This is a genomic window from Paracoccus sp. KKT209 (genome assembly GCF_055635455.1).
On the sequence record NZ_JBVMWB010000005.1, the window covers coordinates 52,422 to 67,763 of the forward strand.

Annotated in this window: 14 protein-coding genes and 1 pseudogene; 10 read left to right on the plus strand and 5 right to left on the minus strand. The window is 63.0% G+C overall.

The features are described 5' to 3' along the window. Nucleotides 1–45: 45 nt before the first annotated feature. The 5 genes from ACZ2G3_RS20045 to ACZ2G3_RS20065 all read left to right on the plus strand — a co-directional run bounded on the left by ACZ2G3_RS20045 (nucleotide 46) and on the right by ACZ2G3_RS20065 (nucleotide 5,498). The gene (locus tag ACZ2G3_RS20045; protein ID WP_111298299.1) at nucleotides 46–1,497 is read left to right on the plus strand and encodes an FAD-linked oxidase C-terminal domain-containing protein; all 1,452 of its coding nucleotides are present in this window, start codon (nucleotides 46–48) and stop codon (nucleotides 1,495–1,497) included. Beyond that, nucleotides 1,494–2,648 (plus strand): FAD-binding protein, encoded by a 1,155-nt coding sequence (locus ACZ2G3_RS20050; RefSeq protein WP_470400220.1) that lies wholly within the window; start codon nucleotides 1,494–1,496, stop codon nucleotides 2,646–2,648. Before ACZ2G3_RS20045 ends, ACZ2G3_RS20050 begins: the two co-directional genes overlap by 4 nt. A gap of 1 nt (nucleotide 2,649) precedes the next feature. After that, complete coding sequence (glcF, locus tag ACZ2G3_RS20055; protein ID WP_470400221.1) at nucleotides 2,650–4,005, plus strand: glycolate oxidase subunit GlcF; 1,356 nt, start codon at nucleotides 2,650–2,652, stop codon at nucleotides 4,003–4,005. 202 nt (nucleotides 4,006–4,207) lie between these two features. Beyond that, on the plus strand, nucleotides 4,208–4,849 hold the full coding sequence (locus tag ACZ2G3_RS20060; RefSeq protein ID WP_470400222.1) for a DsbA family protein: 642 nt from the start codon (nucleotides 4,208–4,210) through the stop codon (nucleotides 4,847–4,849). Between the two features lie 202 nt (nucleotides 4,850–5,051). Then, a complete protein-coding gene (locus ACZ2G3_RS20065; protein WP_470400232.1) occupies nucleotides 5,052–5,498 on the plus strand; it encodes a halocarboxylic acid dehydrogenase DehI family protein in 447 nt (148 codons plus the stop codon). On the opposite strand, the pseudogene ACZ2G3_RS20070 reads toward ACZ2G3_RS20065, so the two are convergent. Continuing rightward, nucleotides 5,441–5,715 (minus strand): annotated as a pseudogene (locus tag ACZ2G3_RS20070) (transposase domain-containing protein); the annotation flags it as partial. The gene ACZ2G3_RS20065 and the pseudogene ACZ2G3_RS20070 sit on opposite strands and share 58 nt — an antisense overlap. Before the next feature lie 96 nt (nucleotides 5,716–5,811). Here ACZ2G3_RS20070 and ACZ2G3_RS20075 point away from each other — a divergent pair. From ACZ2G3_RS20075 to ACZ2G3_RS20090, 4 genes are all read left to right on the plus strand, one after another. Then, nucleotides 5,812–6,114 carry a hypothetical protein gene (locus ACZ2G3_RS20075; RefSeq protein WP_470400223.1) on the plus strand — a complete coding sequence of 101 codons (303 nt, stop codon included), beginning with the start codon at nucleotides 5,812–5,814 and terminating at the stop codon, nucleotides 6,112–6,114. 141 nt (nucleotides 6,115–6,255) lie between these two features. Beyond that, on the plus strand, nucleotides 6,256–6,450 hold the full coding sequence (locus tag ACZ2G3_RS20080) for a hypothetical protein (RefSeq protein ID WP_470400224.1): 195 nt from the start codon (nucleotides 6,256–6,258) through the stop codon (nucleotides 6,448–6,450). A 506-nt stretch (nucleotides 6,451–6,956) separates the two neighbouring features. Next, nucleotides 6,957–9,794: a GAF domain-containing protein gene (locus ACZ2G3_RS20085; protein WP_470400233.1), complete on the plus strand. Its 2,838-nt coding sequence runs from the start codon at nucleotides 6,957–6,959 to the stop codon at nucleotides 9,792–9,794. 12 nt (nucleotides 9,795–9,806) lie between these two features. Further along, on the plus strand, nucleotides 9,807–10,223 hold the full coding sequence (locus ACZ2G3_RS20090) for a response regulator (RefSeq protein WP_470400225.1): 417 nt from the start codon (nucleotides 9,807–9,809) through the stop codon (nucleotides 10,221–10,223). A gap of 310 nt (nucleotides 10,224–10,533) precedes the next feature. Here the strand turns inward: ACZ2G3_RS20090 and derI are convergent, their stop codons facing one another. The 4 genes from derI to ACZ2G3_RS20110 are packed head-to-tail and all read right to left on the minus strand — an operon-like array spanning nucleotide 10,534 to nucleotide 14,416. After that, nucleotides 10,534–10,995 (minus strand): D-erythrulose-4-phosphate isomerase, encoded by a 462-nt coding sequence (gene derI / locus ACZ2G3_RS20095; protein WP_470400226.1) that lies wholly within the window; start codon nucleotides 10,993–10,995, stop codon nucleotides 10,534–10,536. Continuing rightward, a complete protein-coding gene (locus ACZ2G3_RS20100) occupies nucleotides 10,992–11,753 on the minus strand; it encodes a triose-phosphate isomerase (protein ID WP_470400227.1) in 762 nt (253 codons plus the stop codon). Before ACZ2G3_RS20100 ends, derI begins: the two co-directional genes overlap by 4 nt. Before the next feature lie 48 nt (nucleotides 11,754–11,801). Continuing rightward, nucleotides 11,802–13,040 carry a 3-oxo-isoapionate-4-phosphate decarboxylase OiaX gene (gene oiaX, locus ACZ2G3_RS20105; RefSeq protein WP_470400228.1) on the minus strand — a complete coding sequence of 413 codons (1,239 nt, stop codon included), beginning with the start codon at nucleotides 13,038–13,040 and terminating at the stop codon, nucleotides 11,802–11,804. After that, nucleotides 13,037–14,416 (minus strand): four-carbon acid sugar kinase family protein, encoded by a 1,380-nt coding sequence (locus ACZ2G3_RS20110; protein ID WP_470400089.1) that lies wholly within the window; start codon nucleotides 14,414–14,416, stop codon nucleotides 13,037–13,039. The genes oiaX and ACZ2G3_RS20110 overlap by 4 nt, the downstream gene beginning before the upstream one ends. A gap of 81 nt (nucleotides 14,417–14,497) precedes the next feature. Here ACZ2G3_RS20110 and ACZ2G3_RS20115 point away from each other — a divergent pair, with 81 nt between their 5' ends. Further along, a complete protein-coding gene (locus ACZ2G3_RS20115; protein ID WP_470400090.1) occupies nucleotides 14,498–15,328 on the plus strand; it encodes a phosphogluconate dehydrogenase C-terminal domain-containing protein in 831 nt (276 codons plus the stop codon). Nucleotides 15,329–15,342: the final 14 nt, after the last annotated feature.

The following is a 15,342-nucleotide window of genomic DNA, read 5'->3' on the forward strand; positions in this document are numbered from 1 at the left end:
GCAGCTTGACCGTTGCCTTGCCGCACCTCGTGAAAGGAACCGCACGTGTCCACGATTGCGATGCCAGCACCAGATGCGGCGATCATCGCCCGCAAGCCAGAAATCGTAGCCGCCTTGGCCGCCGCGCTACCGTCGGAGACGGTTATATTCGATCCGGACGAAACGCGTGCTTATGAATGCGACGCACTGACAGCCTATCGATGCACGCCCCTTGCCGTGGTACTGCCACGCACCACCGAGGAAGTGGCCATGGCTATGCGCATCTGCCACCAGATGGGCGTTCCGGTGATCCCGCGTGGAGCGGGCACCTCGCTGGCCGGAGGAGCGCTGCCAACCGCCGACGGCGTCGTGATCGGCACCATGCGGCTCCGCGAGATCCTGGAAATTGACACGGCCAACCGCTTCATCCGCCTGCAGACCGGCGTCACCAACCTTGCGGTCAGCGCAGAGCTGGAGCCGGAAGGCTTCTTCTATGCGCCGGACCCATCGTCGCAGTTGGCCTGCACCATTGCCGGAAATATCGCAATGAACTCCGGAGGTGCCCATTGCCTCAAATACGGAGTGACGACCAACAACCTGCTCGGCCTCCGCATGGTGATGTCGGACGGCCAGATTGTTGACCTCGGCGGGCCCTATCTCGGTGCCTCCGGGCTCGACATCCTTGGGCTGATTTGCGGTTCAGAAGGGCAGTTGGGCATTGTTACTGAGGCAACATTGCGCATCCTGCCGCGCCCTGAGGGGGCACGCCCAATGCTAATCGGGTTCGACGACGCCGAAACGGCGGGCGAATGCGTCGCGCGCATCATCCGGTCAGGGGTCCTGCCGGTGGCAATCGAATATATGGATGACGTCTGTTTGCGCGCGGTCGAGTCCTTCGCAAAAGCGGGATACCCGGATTGCGCCGCCGTGCTGATCGTCGAGGTCGAGGGTTCCGAAGCGGAAATTGCCGACCAGATCGAGCGGATCCGCCTGATCGCCTCCGAACTCAACCCGGTCGAGTTCCGCAGCAGCCGCAACGCAGACGAATCCCTTGCCATCTGGAAGGGCCGAAAGTCGGCTTTCGGCGCGATGGGACGGCTTGGCGACTACCTCTGCCTGGACGGCACCGTGCCGGTGTCAAAACTGCCCTACACTCTGAAGCGGATCGGCGAGCTGTCCAAGGAGCATGGGCTGGAGGTTGCCAATGTGTTCCATGCAGGAGATGGCAACATGCATCCGCTGATCCTGTTCAATGCCAATCAGCCCGGTGATCTGGAACGGGCAGAGGCGTTCGGCAGCGATATTCTGCGTCTCTGCGTGGACGTCGGCGGATGCCTTACTGGAGAACACGGGGTGGGGATCGAGAAGCGCGACCTGATGACGAAACAATATGCGCCCGACGATATGGCCATCCAGATGGAGATCAAGGGGGCGCTGGACCCGAAGTGGCTTCTGAACCCGGCCAAGGTTTTTCCCCTGGAGGTATCGAAGCCCTATCGCGAAGCGGCGACAAAATGAGGGTGGCGGAAATGAACGTGCAAGGTGAAATCCGAACCGTTGCTCCGGAGACGGAGGCAGAGCTGGCCGAGTATGTTGCTGACTGTCACGGAGCGGGACGGAAACTGCGCATTTCCGGGGGTTCGACCCGTCTGCGCAGATCGGCCGCAGCGAATACTCACCTGACCACGCAGAAAATGGACGGGATCGCCCTCTACGAGCCAGGCGAGCTGACACTGATCGCGCGGGCCGGCACCCCGCTTGAGGAGATCGAGCGCCAGCTGGCCGCTGAAGGGCAGGCGCTTGCGTTCGAGCCGATGGATCATCGTGTCCTTCTGGGCTCGAGCGGCATGCCGACGATCGGCGGGATGGTTGCCGCCAATGTCTCCGGTCCGCGTCGCGTCCAGGTGGGAGCATGCCGCGATTACGTGCTGGGCGTGCGCTTCGTAGATGGCCGTGGGCGCATCCTCAAGAACGGTGGTCGGGTGATGAAGAACGTGACCGGCATGGATCTGGGGAAGCTGCTTTGCGGGTCTTACGGGACACTCGGGGTGCTGACAGAAGTGGCATTGAAGACCCTTCCGGTTGCTGAATGTCAGAGAACCTTGGTGTTCGAAAATGTCTCCCCACGCCAGGCGGTCGAAATCTTCTCGGCCGCGCTGGCCACGCCATTCGAGGTGTCCGGCGCGGCATTTCATAGTGGCACGGCTTGGGTCCGCATCGAAGGGCTCTCTCGCCAAGTCGATTACCGGCAAGAACGTCTTGTGGAGCTGCTTCGGGACAAGAGCATCGAGGCCATCGGTGACAACGAAAGCCGGATCCTTTGGCGTGACCTGCGGGACTTGCGCCATTTTGCCAACAGCCTTGGCGCTATCTGGCGTATCCTGGTGAAGCCGACGGACGCCGCGAAGGTGATCGAGGCGCTTGGACCGCTCGGCGGTGCGGCGTCACTCGACTGGGGCGGAGGGCTGCTCTGGTATGCAGGCAGTTCTGACGCGGCAGCGGTGCGCAAAGCCGCCGCACCAGGCGTCGCCACGCTGGTGCGGCCCGCCGCGGCGACGAGCGGCCCCGTCTTCCCTGCAGAGTCCAAGGGCGTCGCGGAACTGAGTGCCGTGCTGCGCAGGACGTTCGATCCTGCCGGCATCATGAACCCCGGACTGATGGAAGGCTGAGATGCAAACACATTTCAACAACGCCCAGCTGGCCGATCCTGCCACCGCGCGGTCGAACGAGATCCTGCGATCCTGCGTCCATTGCGGGTTCTGCACGGCGACCTGCCCCACCTACAAGGTGTTGGGTGATGAACTCGACAGCCCCCGTGGCCGTATCTACCTCATCAAGGACATGCTGGAAAACAGCAAGGTGCCGGACAAGAACACGGTCAAGCACATTGACCGCTGTCTGAGTTGCCTGAGCTGCATGACAACCTGTCCTTCCGGGGTGCACTACATGCACCTGGTCGATCACGCGCGGGAATATATCGAGAAGAATTACAAGCGCTCTGCCGATGAACGGCTGCTGCGCTGGCTGCTGGCGCGCATCCTGCCTTATCCTGGTCGGTTTCGGCTGGCCTTGGCAGGCGCCAGACTTGCGCGACCGTTCCGTAAATTCATTCCGGATGCACGGTTGCGAGCGATGCTGGAGATGGCGCCGACGAAGCTCCCGTTGCGCAGTCCCAACGACCAACCTCAGACCTTAGAGGCGCAGAATGTACGCCGGAAGCGCGTGGCGCTTCTGACCGGCTGCGCTCAGCGCACGCTGAACACCGACATCAACGATGCCACCATCCGGCTGCTGCGCCGGCACGGGTGCGACGTTGTCATCCCGAAGGGCATGGGCTGCTGTGGCGCCTTAAGCCATCACATGGGCAAAACCCATGAAAGCCACCGCCTGGCCGAGTCCAACATCCGGGCGTTGGTGGCCGAAATAGATGGTGAGGGCCTTGACGCTGTGGTGATCAACACCTCGGGGTGCGGGACGACGGTCAAGGACTATGGCCACATGTTCCGCGATGGCTCTCTGGCGGACGATGCCGCCAAGGTGGCGGCGCTGGCCCAAGACATCTCCGAGATAATGAGCGAGATTGGCCTTCAGGATGCCACGCATGCTGAGCCGCTCCGCGTGGCTTATCACGCTGCCTGCTCATTGCAGCACGGCCAGCAGATCCGCTCGGCGCCAAAGGACCTGCTGAAAGCGGCTGGCTTTCATGTCGTAGAGCCTCGTGACAGCCATATCTGCTGTGGGTCAGCAGGTACCTACAACCTGCTTCAGCCGGAGATCTCGACAGAACTCAAAACTCGCAAAGTCGCCTCGCTGAAAGCACTCAACCCCCAGATCATCAGCGCCGGCAATATCGGCTGCATGATGCAGATCGGCTCCGGAACCAGCCTGCCGATCGTGCACACGGTTGAACTGCTCGATTGGGCAACTGGTGGGCCAAAGCCTAGAAGCCTTGAGCATCTTCTGGTTTCTCGTCTGGTAGAGGCTCAAGGATTAACGGGGGATCGCCATGCGCTGCTGCAAGACTGACGAAAGTTTCAGCGCCTTCATTGCCCTCGCTGCAACCGTCGTTCGGCTCAGGTGAACGTCAACACGCCCTAGTTCTCCGCCAACCTCATCCAGCTGTCGCTGACACAGTTTGACCTGGGCGAGTTGAAAATGAGGAAGCGGAGGCTCACAACTCCCGCCTCGCCGGGGCGTTGCATCAGCGACATGAAACACGGAGGCCAGGGTGACCAACCCACACTTGATCTACTTTGCCGACCCGATGTGCTCATGGTGCTGGGGATTTTCACCTGTCATTGACAGCGTTGCTGACGAGTTTGGCTCCTCGCTGCCAATCCGGCTCGTTTTGGGCGGACTGCGCCCCGGGACGACGGAGCCACTTACGCAGAACTCCAAGCGTGACATCCGGCAACACTGGGAACACGTGAAGGAAGCCTCAGGCCAAGCCTTCAACTTCGGCTTCTTCGAGCGGCAGGGCTTCATCTATGACAGCGAGCCGGTCTCTAAAGCCGTCGTCGTCGCGCGCCACCAAAGCATGAGTCATGCGCTCGACCTTCTCAAACGCACACATGCCGCGTTTTACGCTCAAAACCATGACATTACCGATGAGCAGGTTCTGGCGGATCTTGCGACAGAGTCTGGCATTGACCGTGAGCAATTCCTGAACGCGTTTCGTAGCGAGGAGATCAGGACAGAGACCTGGCAGGATTTTGCCATTGCTCAAAATGCCGGAGTGAGGGGTTTTCCCTGCCTGATCGCAGGTACAGATGAACAGGCCGGCTACAGTCTCGTGACGGCGGGTTATCAGCCGGCAGAGCGCGTCCTGCCCGCGCTCAGGAGATTTCTACAGGTCACGCGTGCAGGGTAGTTCATCCGCCCTCGCGTCTCCTGGCGCCGCCGGACGAGCCCCAGATCGAGAGGAGAGGGCTATGGCAACGGACCGAGAGCAGCTTGAAGACGGCTTGGACCTCGTTGCCACACGGCCGGATATCGTGCCGGACCAGGCGGATGACCGATGAAACCACTGGACGAGGGATATCCAGCAGACCCTGCATGTTCCTCTGGTAAATCTGATCCTCCGGACGCTGGCGAACTACCCAGACTGTTTTGACGCAGCATGGCGGCAACTTCGGCCGGCCATGTGCACGGAGGCCTTCGAAGTTGCAGCGGACGAGTTGCGGAGGCAGGCGCTGCTGCGTCCTGCTCCTCAGCGACTCGCGACGGACTTGGAATTCGAGGACATGGACCGGCTTCGGTCGTTCAACGACGCGATCCATCAGTTTCTGCCAAAACTTCTGCTGATAGCCACTGCGCTCCACAAGCTCGAGATGACGATCGACCCGGACACTGCTCGCGCTGCGAGCGCGCCACACCTGTCGAAGCCGCGCGATGGGATTGTGGTCCGAAGCGTGGCAAAAGTCGGCATGGTTGACCCTGAAGATGCCCCCGCCGCTATGGTGGCCGGCGGCTTGGCCGGGCGCTTGGCAGCGCGATCCTCGGCATCCTCTTCGGCATAGATTTCGGCGATGGCCCTCTCCAGATCCTCGAGCGCCAGTTCGAACTGGTTCAGATCCCTCTTCTCGGATCGTCGCCCGAGCGCTGCGTTTCTGAAGGCCGCAACCAGCTTCTCCAGCTCCTCATGCGCTCCTCCTTGCGTCGGCCCTGCGCCTCCGAGGCGAACAGCACCGCCTTCAGCGTGGCACCGGCGTCCAGATCCCGAAGGATGTCCGGCATCTGGCGCGACGGATCATGCATGGCGTGCTGGCGCGCCACCGGGGCCGCGCCTTCACCGGCTGATCCCCTGATCGACCAGCGGCCGGCGACGATCGAATGTTCGGATTGCAGGCGCATCGCGCCACTCTGGGTCTCCTTCGCGGCATGCGGCAGGCGCGCGGGCGGAACAGCAAGCCGAAAAAGACGCAGGAGACGATCCGTCTGCCGCTGCGCAGCTACTCTTGGTTGGAGGCCCGCGGTGGAACTGTCGTGAAGACCCTCCAGCTCATCGGGCGCGGCGGTGACCGCGGCCGCCCGGGCGAGATCGTCATCGGCGTCGTCTCCGACATGGAGATCCCTTCACAGAGAGCCGGCGGCTGTCCGCGTCAGGAGGCGGCCCGCGACGCAGTTCTCAGTTAACGCTCAAGATCCCGCAGCGGTAGGGCAGCCTTCTATTGATAGAATAAGTTCAATTCGCCCCATACTTTTGTTGTAGTCAACCTTCTTCCGTGCATAAGTTGACGCAGGGGAAGGCGCTGACTGCGTGGGAGGGCTATATAGATGATGCCAGACTTTCGGAAACGTACTTCGCCTCAGGGAGTACCGCTGAAAAATCTGACGCGAGACGAATGGGGGCTGCTGATCGCTGCCGTTGCGGCCTACCAGCACAACCCGAAATACCAGGACCTCCACATGAAGCTGCTGGCGCAGCTTGCGCTCTCCCGCCCGCCGGCGGAGCACGCGGCGGTGCGCTGAAGAACGAGCATCCAGTTTTCGGTGACAGGAGGGCAAGCTGCCGTGCCAGCCGCCTCCGCGCGTGGGCATAAGGTGCTCTGTAGCTCCGCGACCTCGATCTGGCGCTGCAGCGCCGGGTCGTCGGTCTTGCCGGAGGCCAGGCTGCGCGGCCGGGCGAGAGGGACGCATGATCTGCGCAGTTACGACGATTTTTCGCCGAGAAGGGTGCTGTGCCGGGTTCGAAGCAGGGATCGCTGCTCGGGATGGCGCGGGCAGTCCTGCAAAGGTCCGAGCCGGCCAGGAGGGGGGCAGGGGCGGCCACTGCGGCTGCCCCTGCATCTGTCATGCGGTTTGCACGTGGGCGGCGCAGATCTGCCGCTGCACTGGCTGTCGCAATTAAGCGCCAGCTCCAAAGAGCCTTCGCGACGGATCGTCTGTCATCGACCAATCAGAATCAAATCAAGAGCAACTTGCTCTGGACCTTCCACTCATGCGAAGCATCAACGCCCTTCACAGGTGAGATCATCATGCTCGCTCCAGACAGTCAGGTTTTCCCCCGTCTTTCCGATGAACGAGCTCGGTCCTCGGCCCTGGCCCGCTACCGTATTCTTGATACACCGCGGGAAGCGGACTTCGATGACATCGCCGCCATGGCGGCGGAGGTGTGTCAGACACCTATCGCCGTAGTAAACTTCGTGGACAGTGAACGGCAGTTCTTCAAGGCCGAAGTCGGTCTTGGCGTGCGCGAAACCCCTTTGGACACCTCCTTCTGCGGCCATGCCATCTTGTCCGAAGACATGATGATCGTTCCGGATGCACGCAATGATCCTCGCTTCGACGGCAACCCGCTGGTCACGCAGGAAGGAGGGCTGCGTTTCTACGCCGGTGCACTCCTGAAGACGCGCGATGGTTATCCCATCGGAACTGTCTGCGTCCTCGACACCACGCCCCGTGTGCTGGACGAGTCCCAGATCCGGACCCTGAAGCTCCTGGCCCGGCAGGCGATGACGCAGGTGGAGTTGCGTGCGGCGCTGGCAGAGACACGGCAGACCGAGGCCCGGCACAGACAGGTGCTGGACAGTGCTGTCGACTACGCGATCATTTCGAAGGACCTGGAGGGCAACGTTACCGGCTGGAACCGCGGCGCGGAGAATGTGCTTGGCTGGTCCGAAGCCGAGATGCTGGGACAGCCCGCGGCGATCATCTTCGACCCCGTCGATCGGAACGTCGGCATTCCGGATCTTGAGATGGCAACCGCTCGCGACAAGGGCCGTGCCGCGGACGAACGCTGGCACGTGACAAAGGACGGCTCCCGCTTCTTCGCGTTGGGCGAAATGATGCCGCTGCGCAATGATGCCGGTGATCATGTGGGATACGTGAAGATCCTGCGCGATCGGACCCAAGCACGCCGGCAGGCGCAGCGGCTGGCGCTGCTGTCGCAAGCGGCTAGTGCCCTTCTGAACACGGATGATCCGGCAGCGACACTGCGGCCGATCCTGGAGGGGGGTGCTGACGCGATCGGTTTTGATATGTGCCTACTTTACGATGTCGCCGCAGACGGCCAGCATCTGGAGTTGCGCCATTCAGTGGGGGTGAGTGAAGAGACGAGCCTGGCGCTTCGCCGCATCTCCTTCGACGTTCCCCTTTGTGGCATTGTTGCCGAGCGAGCCGAGCCACTTGTTCTCGAGGATCTGCATCTGAGCCGCGAGCCGCGCTACAAGATAGCCAAGGATGCCGGCGTTCAGGCCTATGCGGGCTTCCCCATCTGCTTCAAGGACAAGGTAGCTGGAGTGGTGTCCTTTGTCAGCTCCGAGGCTCCCGCCTTCGACGATGACGCGCTATCATTCTTTCAGACAATCGCGCGCTTCATGTCGGTGTCCCGAGAGCGCGCGGAGGATGCGCTTGTCCTCCGGGACGCGGAGCGGAGGTTGCGGCTGGCCCAAGAGGCCGGGCGCATCGGCACGTTTGAGATGGATCTGACCACTGGCACCATTGTGGCCTCGCCGCAGTTCTGCCGGACCTTTGGCCTTGCTGAGGCCCCTGAAGTGTCGGCCGCTGAGCTCGCGGACCTGGTTCTGGACCAGGCAGGGAGCCTTCAGCCCGACGAAGCTGACCTGCGGCAGGCAGGGGCTCGCCTGGATGTTGACTATCGCATCCGCCGAGCCGATGACCGAGCCATCAGGTGGATCGCCCGCCGTGCCGAATACATTCTCGACCAGGCGGGCCATATCCGATCCATGTTCGGTACCGTGCAGGACATCACGGAGCAGAAAACCTCAGCGCTTCGTCAAGATGCTCTTCTCAAACTCGGGGAAGAACTGAGGCGTGCCTCAAGCCAGGAGGACATGACCCGTCTCACGTGTCGCCTTCTTCTCGAGGCCCTTGATGTCTCGCGTGCCGGGTATGCGGTCCGGAAGCGCAAGGCAGACCAGTTCACGGTTCTGGGCGAATGTGTCTCTCCTGACGTGCCGGCGATGCAGGGCAGCTATAAGGTCGCAGACTTCTCTCGCACCGCTGAGCTGCTGGAAACGGGACATCCCCTGGTGATGTGCAATGCGGAGGAGGAGGTCGCACTGGCTGATGATCTGCAAGGCTACCGGGATATCCAAGTGGCCGCCCATATCAGCGTTCCACAGTTCGAGAAGGGCGATCTTGTCGGCGCCCTCTTTGTCCACCACGCTGAAGCCAGACGTTGGACGCAGGGCGAGATCGACTTCATGCGCCGCGTGTCGGACCGTCTCTTGGCCGCTCTGAGTACTGCGCGCGCCGAGGAGGAGCAGGCGGTGTTGAACCAGGAGCTGTCCCACAGGCTGAAAAACAGCCTGTCGATGGTTCAGGCAATCGCCACCCAGACCCTGCGCGGGGCCATCGCCCCAGAGGCGCTGTGTGACTTCACCCGACGGCTTCATGCGCTGTCACAGGCGCACAACGTGCTTCTGCACAGAAACTGGGAAGCCGCGGCGATCGGGGATATCGTTCGCTCAAGTTTGACGCCTCTCGTCCAAATCGAGCGCCTTTTGATTGCCGGACCCGCCCTGGAGCTTGGGCCGAAGACGACGCTTACCCTGTCAATGCTGCTCCATGAACTTGCAACCAACGCGATCAAGTACGGGGGCCTTTCCAATGAGGCCGGTCATGTGGAAATTCGGTGGCATCTGGAACAGGCGGAGGAGAATGACCGTGACCTTGTTATCGAGTGGCGCGAGGTCGGAGGTCCAAGCATCACCAAACCTCAAAGGAAAGGCTTCGGTTCTCGGCTGCTTCAGGTGGGCCTCACAGGAACCGGAGGCGTGGATCTGGATTATAATCCGTCAGGGCTGGTTGTTACGCTGAATGCCCCGCTCGTCGAAGCATCTAGATCCTGAGGTAAAAGCATCATGACTGTTCCCATGGTTCTTGTGGTGGAGGACGAGCCGCTTTTGCGCATGGCCGCGCTGGCCATGGTGGAAGAGGCAGGGTTTCAGGCTGTCGGTGCGAGTGATTGCGAGACAGCCGTAACGACGCTGGCCACATGCTCGGACGTTGTCGTCTTGTTCACGGATGTGGATTTGGGATGCGGACACGACGGGTTGTGGCTTGCCGCAGAGGTTGCCAAGCGCTGGCCGGCAGTCCGGGTGATCGTCACCTCTGGCTACCGCCATGTGACGCCGGAACGAGTGCCTCCCGGTGCTGCTTTTTTTGAGAAGCCATATTCTGAAGAGAAGGTTCTTGAAGAAATGCGCAGGACTCTGCCATCGGCACATCGTGCGGGCGATACAGCCACGTCGCACATCAGAACACCATCTGCGACATAAATCGGCCTTATCGCCTCCGGTGCTGCGTGTGCGACGTGACCCGTGCCTTCCAACAAGGCCCCGAGGTCTTGATGTCTATGGCCTCCGTTAGCAACCGGAGGAGGAAGAGGCGATAAGGGTGGACATAAGAAGTGGAAGTTCTGGGGTCGCTTGAGGGCTGGCGTTTTGAGCACAAAGCTCGACACTCAAGGCTCAGTTAGCCCCGCCCACCGAAAGGCAGGACGCGGTCACGATACTGCCAGCCGAGGTACCCGCAAGGGCTTCGGCCAGCGAGGGCCGGTGGCGGCCCGGCCCGACGGAAGCAGCAGCATCAGCCCTTGTGGTACTTGGCATCGACCGCGTCGATGGCATTCACGTTGCCGGCCGACTTGCCCGCTGCGTCGAAATTCATCGTCTCGGTCAACCAGGCATCAGCGATGGCCTTGGCCAATTCGGGTCCGATCACTCGCGCGCCCATAGTAATGATCTGCGCGTTGTTCGACAGCGCGGCGCGGGTCGCAGAATAGGTGTCATGGGTCAGGGCTGCGCGGATGCCGGGCACCTTGTTCGCCGCGATACTGACCCCGATCCCGGTGCCGCAGACCAGGATCGCCCGGTCCCAGGTCCCGTCGGTCACCCCCAAGGCGACCCGGTCCGACAGGTTCGCATAGAAGGCGTCCGCCCCTGCATTGGTGCGGCTGACCTCGAACACCTCGAAGCGATCTTTAAGGTGGTCCGCCAGAACCCTCGCCAGCCCCTCGCCCGCACTGTCGCCTGCGACTGCCAATTTCATTGCATCTCTCCGATGGTTGCGGCGCAGCGCGCCAGGATGTCCAGATAGCCGGGGGCTGCCCATGCCGAGCGGCCGATGAAGAGCCCGTCCACATGCGGACAGGCGATCAGCGCGGCGCAGTTCTGGGGGTTCACCGAGCCGCCATAGAGGCAGGGGACGCGCCGCCCCATCACCTTCTCCGCGACCGCGATAATTTCGGCCTGCCGCGCATCGGCATAGCCAGAGGTTGCGGGGATGCCATTCGCGCCGATCGCCCAGACCGGCTCGTAGGCCAGCAGCACGGTTGCGTCCGAGCCCGCTACAGGCTCCAGCGCCGCGCGCACCTGCCGGGCCAGCACCTCGGCCGTGCGGCCAGCCTCACGTTCCGCCAGCGTCTCACCGATACAGATGAGCGGGATCAGCCCGTGCCGGACGGCGGCGGCGGTCTTGAGGCCCACCCGCTCGTCCGTTTCGCCAAAATACTCGCGCCGCTCGCTGTGGCCCAACTCGACCATGTCAAGGTTGCAGTCGGTCAGCATCGCCGGGCTGATCTCGCCGGTCCAAGCGCCCGCATCCTCCCAGTGCATGTTCTGGGCACCGATCTTGACGTCGGTCATTTCCAGCATCGCTTTCACCTCGCGGCAAGCGGTGAAAGGCGGGATCAAGAAGCGCTGGATGCGCGGATCGCCGGGCGCGGCCGCCAGTGCCTCGGCAAAGGCGCGGGCCTCGGCCAAGGTCTTGTTCATCTTCCAGCTCGTGCCGATCCAAAACTCGGTCATCTTACGTTCGTCCCTCGCCTGCAATGGTCAGTCTCAGCCCCGCCCGGTCTAGCCCCACTTCCTAAAAGCAGCGGCCAAGTCAGGTGAGCCGGCGCAGGCTTCAGGTGCCCCTAGTCCTTGTGCCGCAGCTTGCCAGGCATCACCAATAGCGCGAACGCCGGCCGCGGGGCCACCGGGATGGCCGTGGATGCCGCCGCCGCCAAGGTACATGAGGTCGAGCGAGCGGGTGCGACGGAAGGTTTCGAATGCCTGACCGCCCCATTGGCCGGAGCAGACGACCGGCAAGGCGCGGTCCGCGTCGGAAAAGATCGGACGCGTCACATCCTCAAACGAGCGGACGAAGCTGTCGTCGCCTTCCCAGTACTTCGCGGCGATCCCGTTGATCTGGAATTGGTCTACACCCAGCAGGCGCCAGATCTTTTGATAGGGGCGGAAGTCGTAGCCGAGCGACGGATGCCGCGTCAGTAGGTCCCAACCATTGCGGTGCGCGTGCAGGCATAAGGCCGAGCGCTTACGCAGGAAGGCCATTCCGCCCGGGCCGATCGAGTTGATGTTGACAACGGCCGCATTTCCACCTTCCGCGACGACATGATCGTGCCGCCGCACCATCAGGTCCGGATCGGCAGCCGAGATGCCAAAGGCGTACATTACGCACTTGCCAGTGCGTTCGGCATAATTGCGGATCACGCGCATGATCGCGCTGGCACGCGCCTCGAAGGGTGCATAGGCGGGCGACATCATCTTCTCGTCGTCCTTGATGAAGTCGACACCGGCCTCGCAGAGGGTGCGAACGACATCCGCTGTCTCGTCCGGCGTCAGCCCGAGCGAGGGTTTGATGATCGAGGCAATGATCGGCCCTTCGGTGACGCCGGTCAGGCGGCGCGAGCCGTCGATGCCGAATTGCGGGCCGGGATGGCATGCGAATGCCGGGGGAAGCCCGAAGTCCAGCACGCGGACGCCAGTCAGGCCGCGTGCTGCGAAGACGCCGCCGAGCGTCACGGTCAACAGGGCGGCGATGTCGGTGCCGATGCTGTCCAGCGGGAAGGCGATGACGGCGCGGGCGCGGTTTACGGGCCCCTCGGCCTCGGGCCAGGACGGATTTTCCTGCGGCTCAAGCAGCTCGACGGCTTCGACGCGGGCGGCGTGGCGGGCGCGCAACGCCACGGTCTCGCCCGGCAACTCGGTGAATGTGCCGGTGGACTGATCGGCCGCGATCTTCTCGGCCGCAGCGCGCGGATCGCCTGGCGTTTCCAGAAGGTAGGTCACGCGGATCATTTCATCGCTCATGCGGCGGTCCTCTCGTTTCGGGGGCCGCCGCCTGAGCGGATCCAGCCGAAGTAGTCTTGCGAGCCCATCTGTCCGCCCTTGAGTGCGATCTCCAGCCCGTCATGCGGGCCGTCCCCGTAAGCGCGGCACAGGGCTGCGCCGGGAATGGTTGGCGCTACTGCCATCAGCGCCGACAGGCAGAGCTGGCGCATGGCATGGCCCGAACTGTCGCCCCCAGAAATGACCGCCCGACGAATGCCGCTGTGCCGCAGAACCTGGTCGAGCACACGGCCCAGTCCCTCGCCGATGCGCCTGTTCGCCACTTCTGGTTCCATGCCGCTGGCCGTCAAGGCTGTGCGGAACTGCCTGACCTCGATCCCATCATGCCCGGCGGCGGAATGAACCAGCGGGCTGGCACCGCCGCGGACGGCATTGAGCGCAGCCGCCGAGGCGCGGGCAACCTCGGCCTCCAGATCAGCATTACTGCCGCAGGCAGCCCGGGCGTCGAAGCCAATCAGCGCGAAACCGTTCCTGCCCGCCCATTGCAGCTGCGCGGCCGTCACCGGCGACACAGACCCCGAAACGGCTGCAACCTGCGCCACGGCTCCTGCAGAGGCAGGAGGGGGCGGCGGTGCGATTTCTCCGCTCTGCTGCCAATGGCGGACAAGTGCGTATTCGATCCCCTGGCTGCCAGCGACCAGCCCCAAACGGTCGCGGTTCTCCCAGATCAGGCGGCCCGCCGCAGTCTCGCTGGCTGAGTCCATGCAGTCCAGCGATAGGACCCTTGAACCTTGCGCCAGCGCAGCTTCCAACGCGGCTTGAGGGTCTGCAGCCATGGCCTCGAGGTCGATCAGCACGGAGGGAAGGTCAGTCTGCCCCGCCAGATGGATCAGAAGATCGGATTCGGCCATGGGCGTAACCGGGTGATGCGCCATCACCGGGTGCCGGTCCAGCCTCGCCACCCCGTGCGGGCCTGCCGCGAACAGATGCCCGAAAGCCTGGTAGCGCCGCATCGCCGGGGCCGCCGTCAGCAGAGGCACGGCATCGGCCGGACGAACTGTAAGTGCCGCCTCGATCGCGGCGCCGATGGATCCGGCATGAGGCGCGGAGTCGAAAGTCGAGCAGATCTTGTAGTGCAGGATCTGCGGCTGGAGCGCATGCAGCCCGCGCAGCAGCGGCGGCAGGTGCTGGCCCATCCAGTCAGGCCCGTGTGTGCGTGCGGTTGTCGCTAAGCCCACTGCCTCTGCGCCGGGAAAGCGCTCTAGCAGCGCCGCCGATGGGGGTTCTAGAAACAGGACGGACGGGATGCCGGCGAATTGCAGCACCTCCATGACGGCGGCCGAGCCGGTGAAGTCGTCCCCCAGCCACGCGAGGCGCAGCAGATTCGTCTGGCTCATAGTGTCCCTGCTTGACAGTTCTGCTTAATAATCATCTCATCATACCAGTTTGACAAGACGATTCCGGACGGGGGAAGCAGGATGACGAAAGTGGCGCTGCTGGGTGCAGGCGGGAAAATGGGGGTGCGGTTGGCCACCAACCTTGCGCGAACCGACTTCGATGTGGCGCATGTCGAGGTCAGCGAGGCCGGGCAGGCACGCTTAAAGGCAGAAACAGGTATCGACTGCGTGCCGCAGGAGCAGGCGCTGCGAGACGCCGAGGTGGTCATCCTTGCCGTGCCGGACACAGTGATCGGCAAGGTAGCTGGAGCCATCGTCCCGGCGCTTGCCGCCGGCACGATGGTCGTGATCCTCGATGCGGCTGCGCCTTTCGCCGGGCACCTGCCCGAGCGGGAGGACATCACCTATTTCGTCACCCATCCCTGCCACCCGCCGATCTGGAACGACGAGACGACGCCCGAGGGCCGGGCCGATCACTTTGGCGGCATTGCCGCCAAGCAAGGCGTTGTCAACGCGCTCATGCAGGGCCCGCGCGAGCATTACGAGCTTGGCGACCGCATCGCACGCGCGATCTACGCTCCCGTTGCGCGCAGTTATGAGGTGACGGTCAAGCAGATGGCGATGCTGGAACCGGGCCTGTCCGAAACCGTCTGCGCCTCGCTGATGGCGGTCATGCGCGAGGCGCTGGACGAGACGGTCGCCCGCAGCGGCGTCAGCCATGAATGTGCCCGCGACTTCCTGCTGGGCCACATGAACATCCTTGGCGCGGTGCTCTTCAACGAGCGCGAAGGGGCATTTTCGGACGCCTGCAACAAGGCGATCGAATTTGGCAAGCCGATGCTGATGCGCGATGATTGGAAGCGCGTCTTCGAGTGGGACGAAATCGCCGAGAGCATCCGGCGCATTACCTGACGCTTGACGGAGCT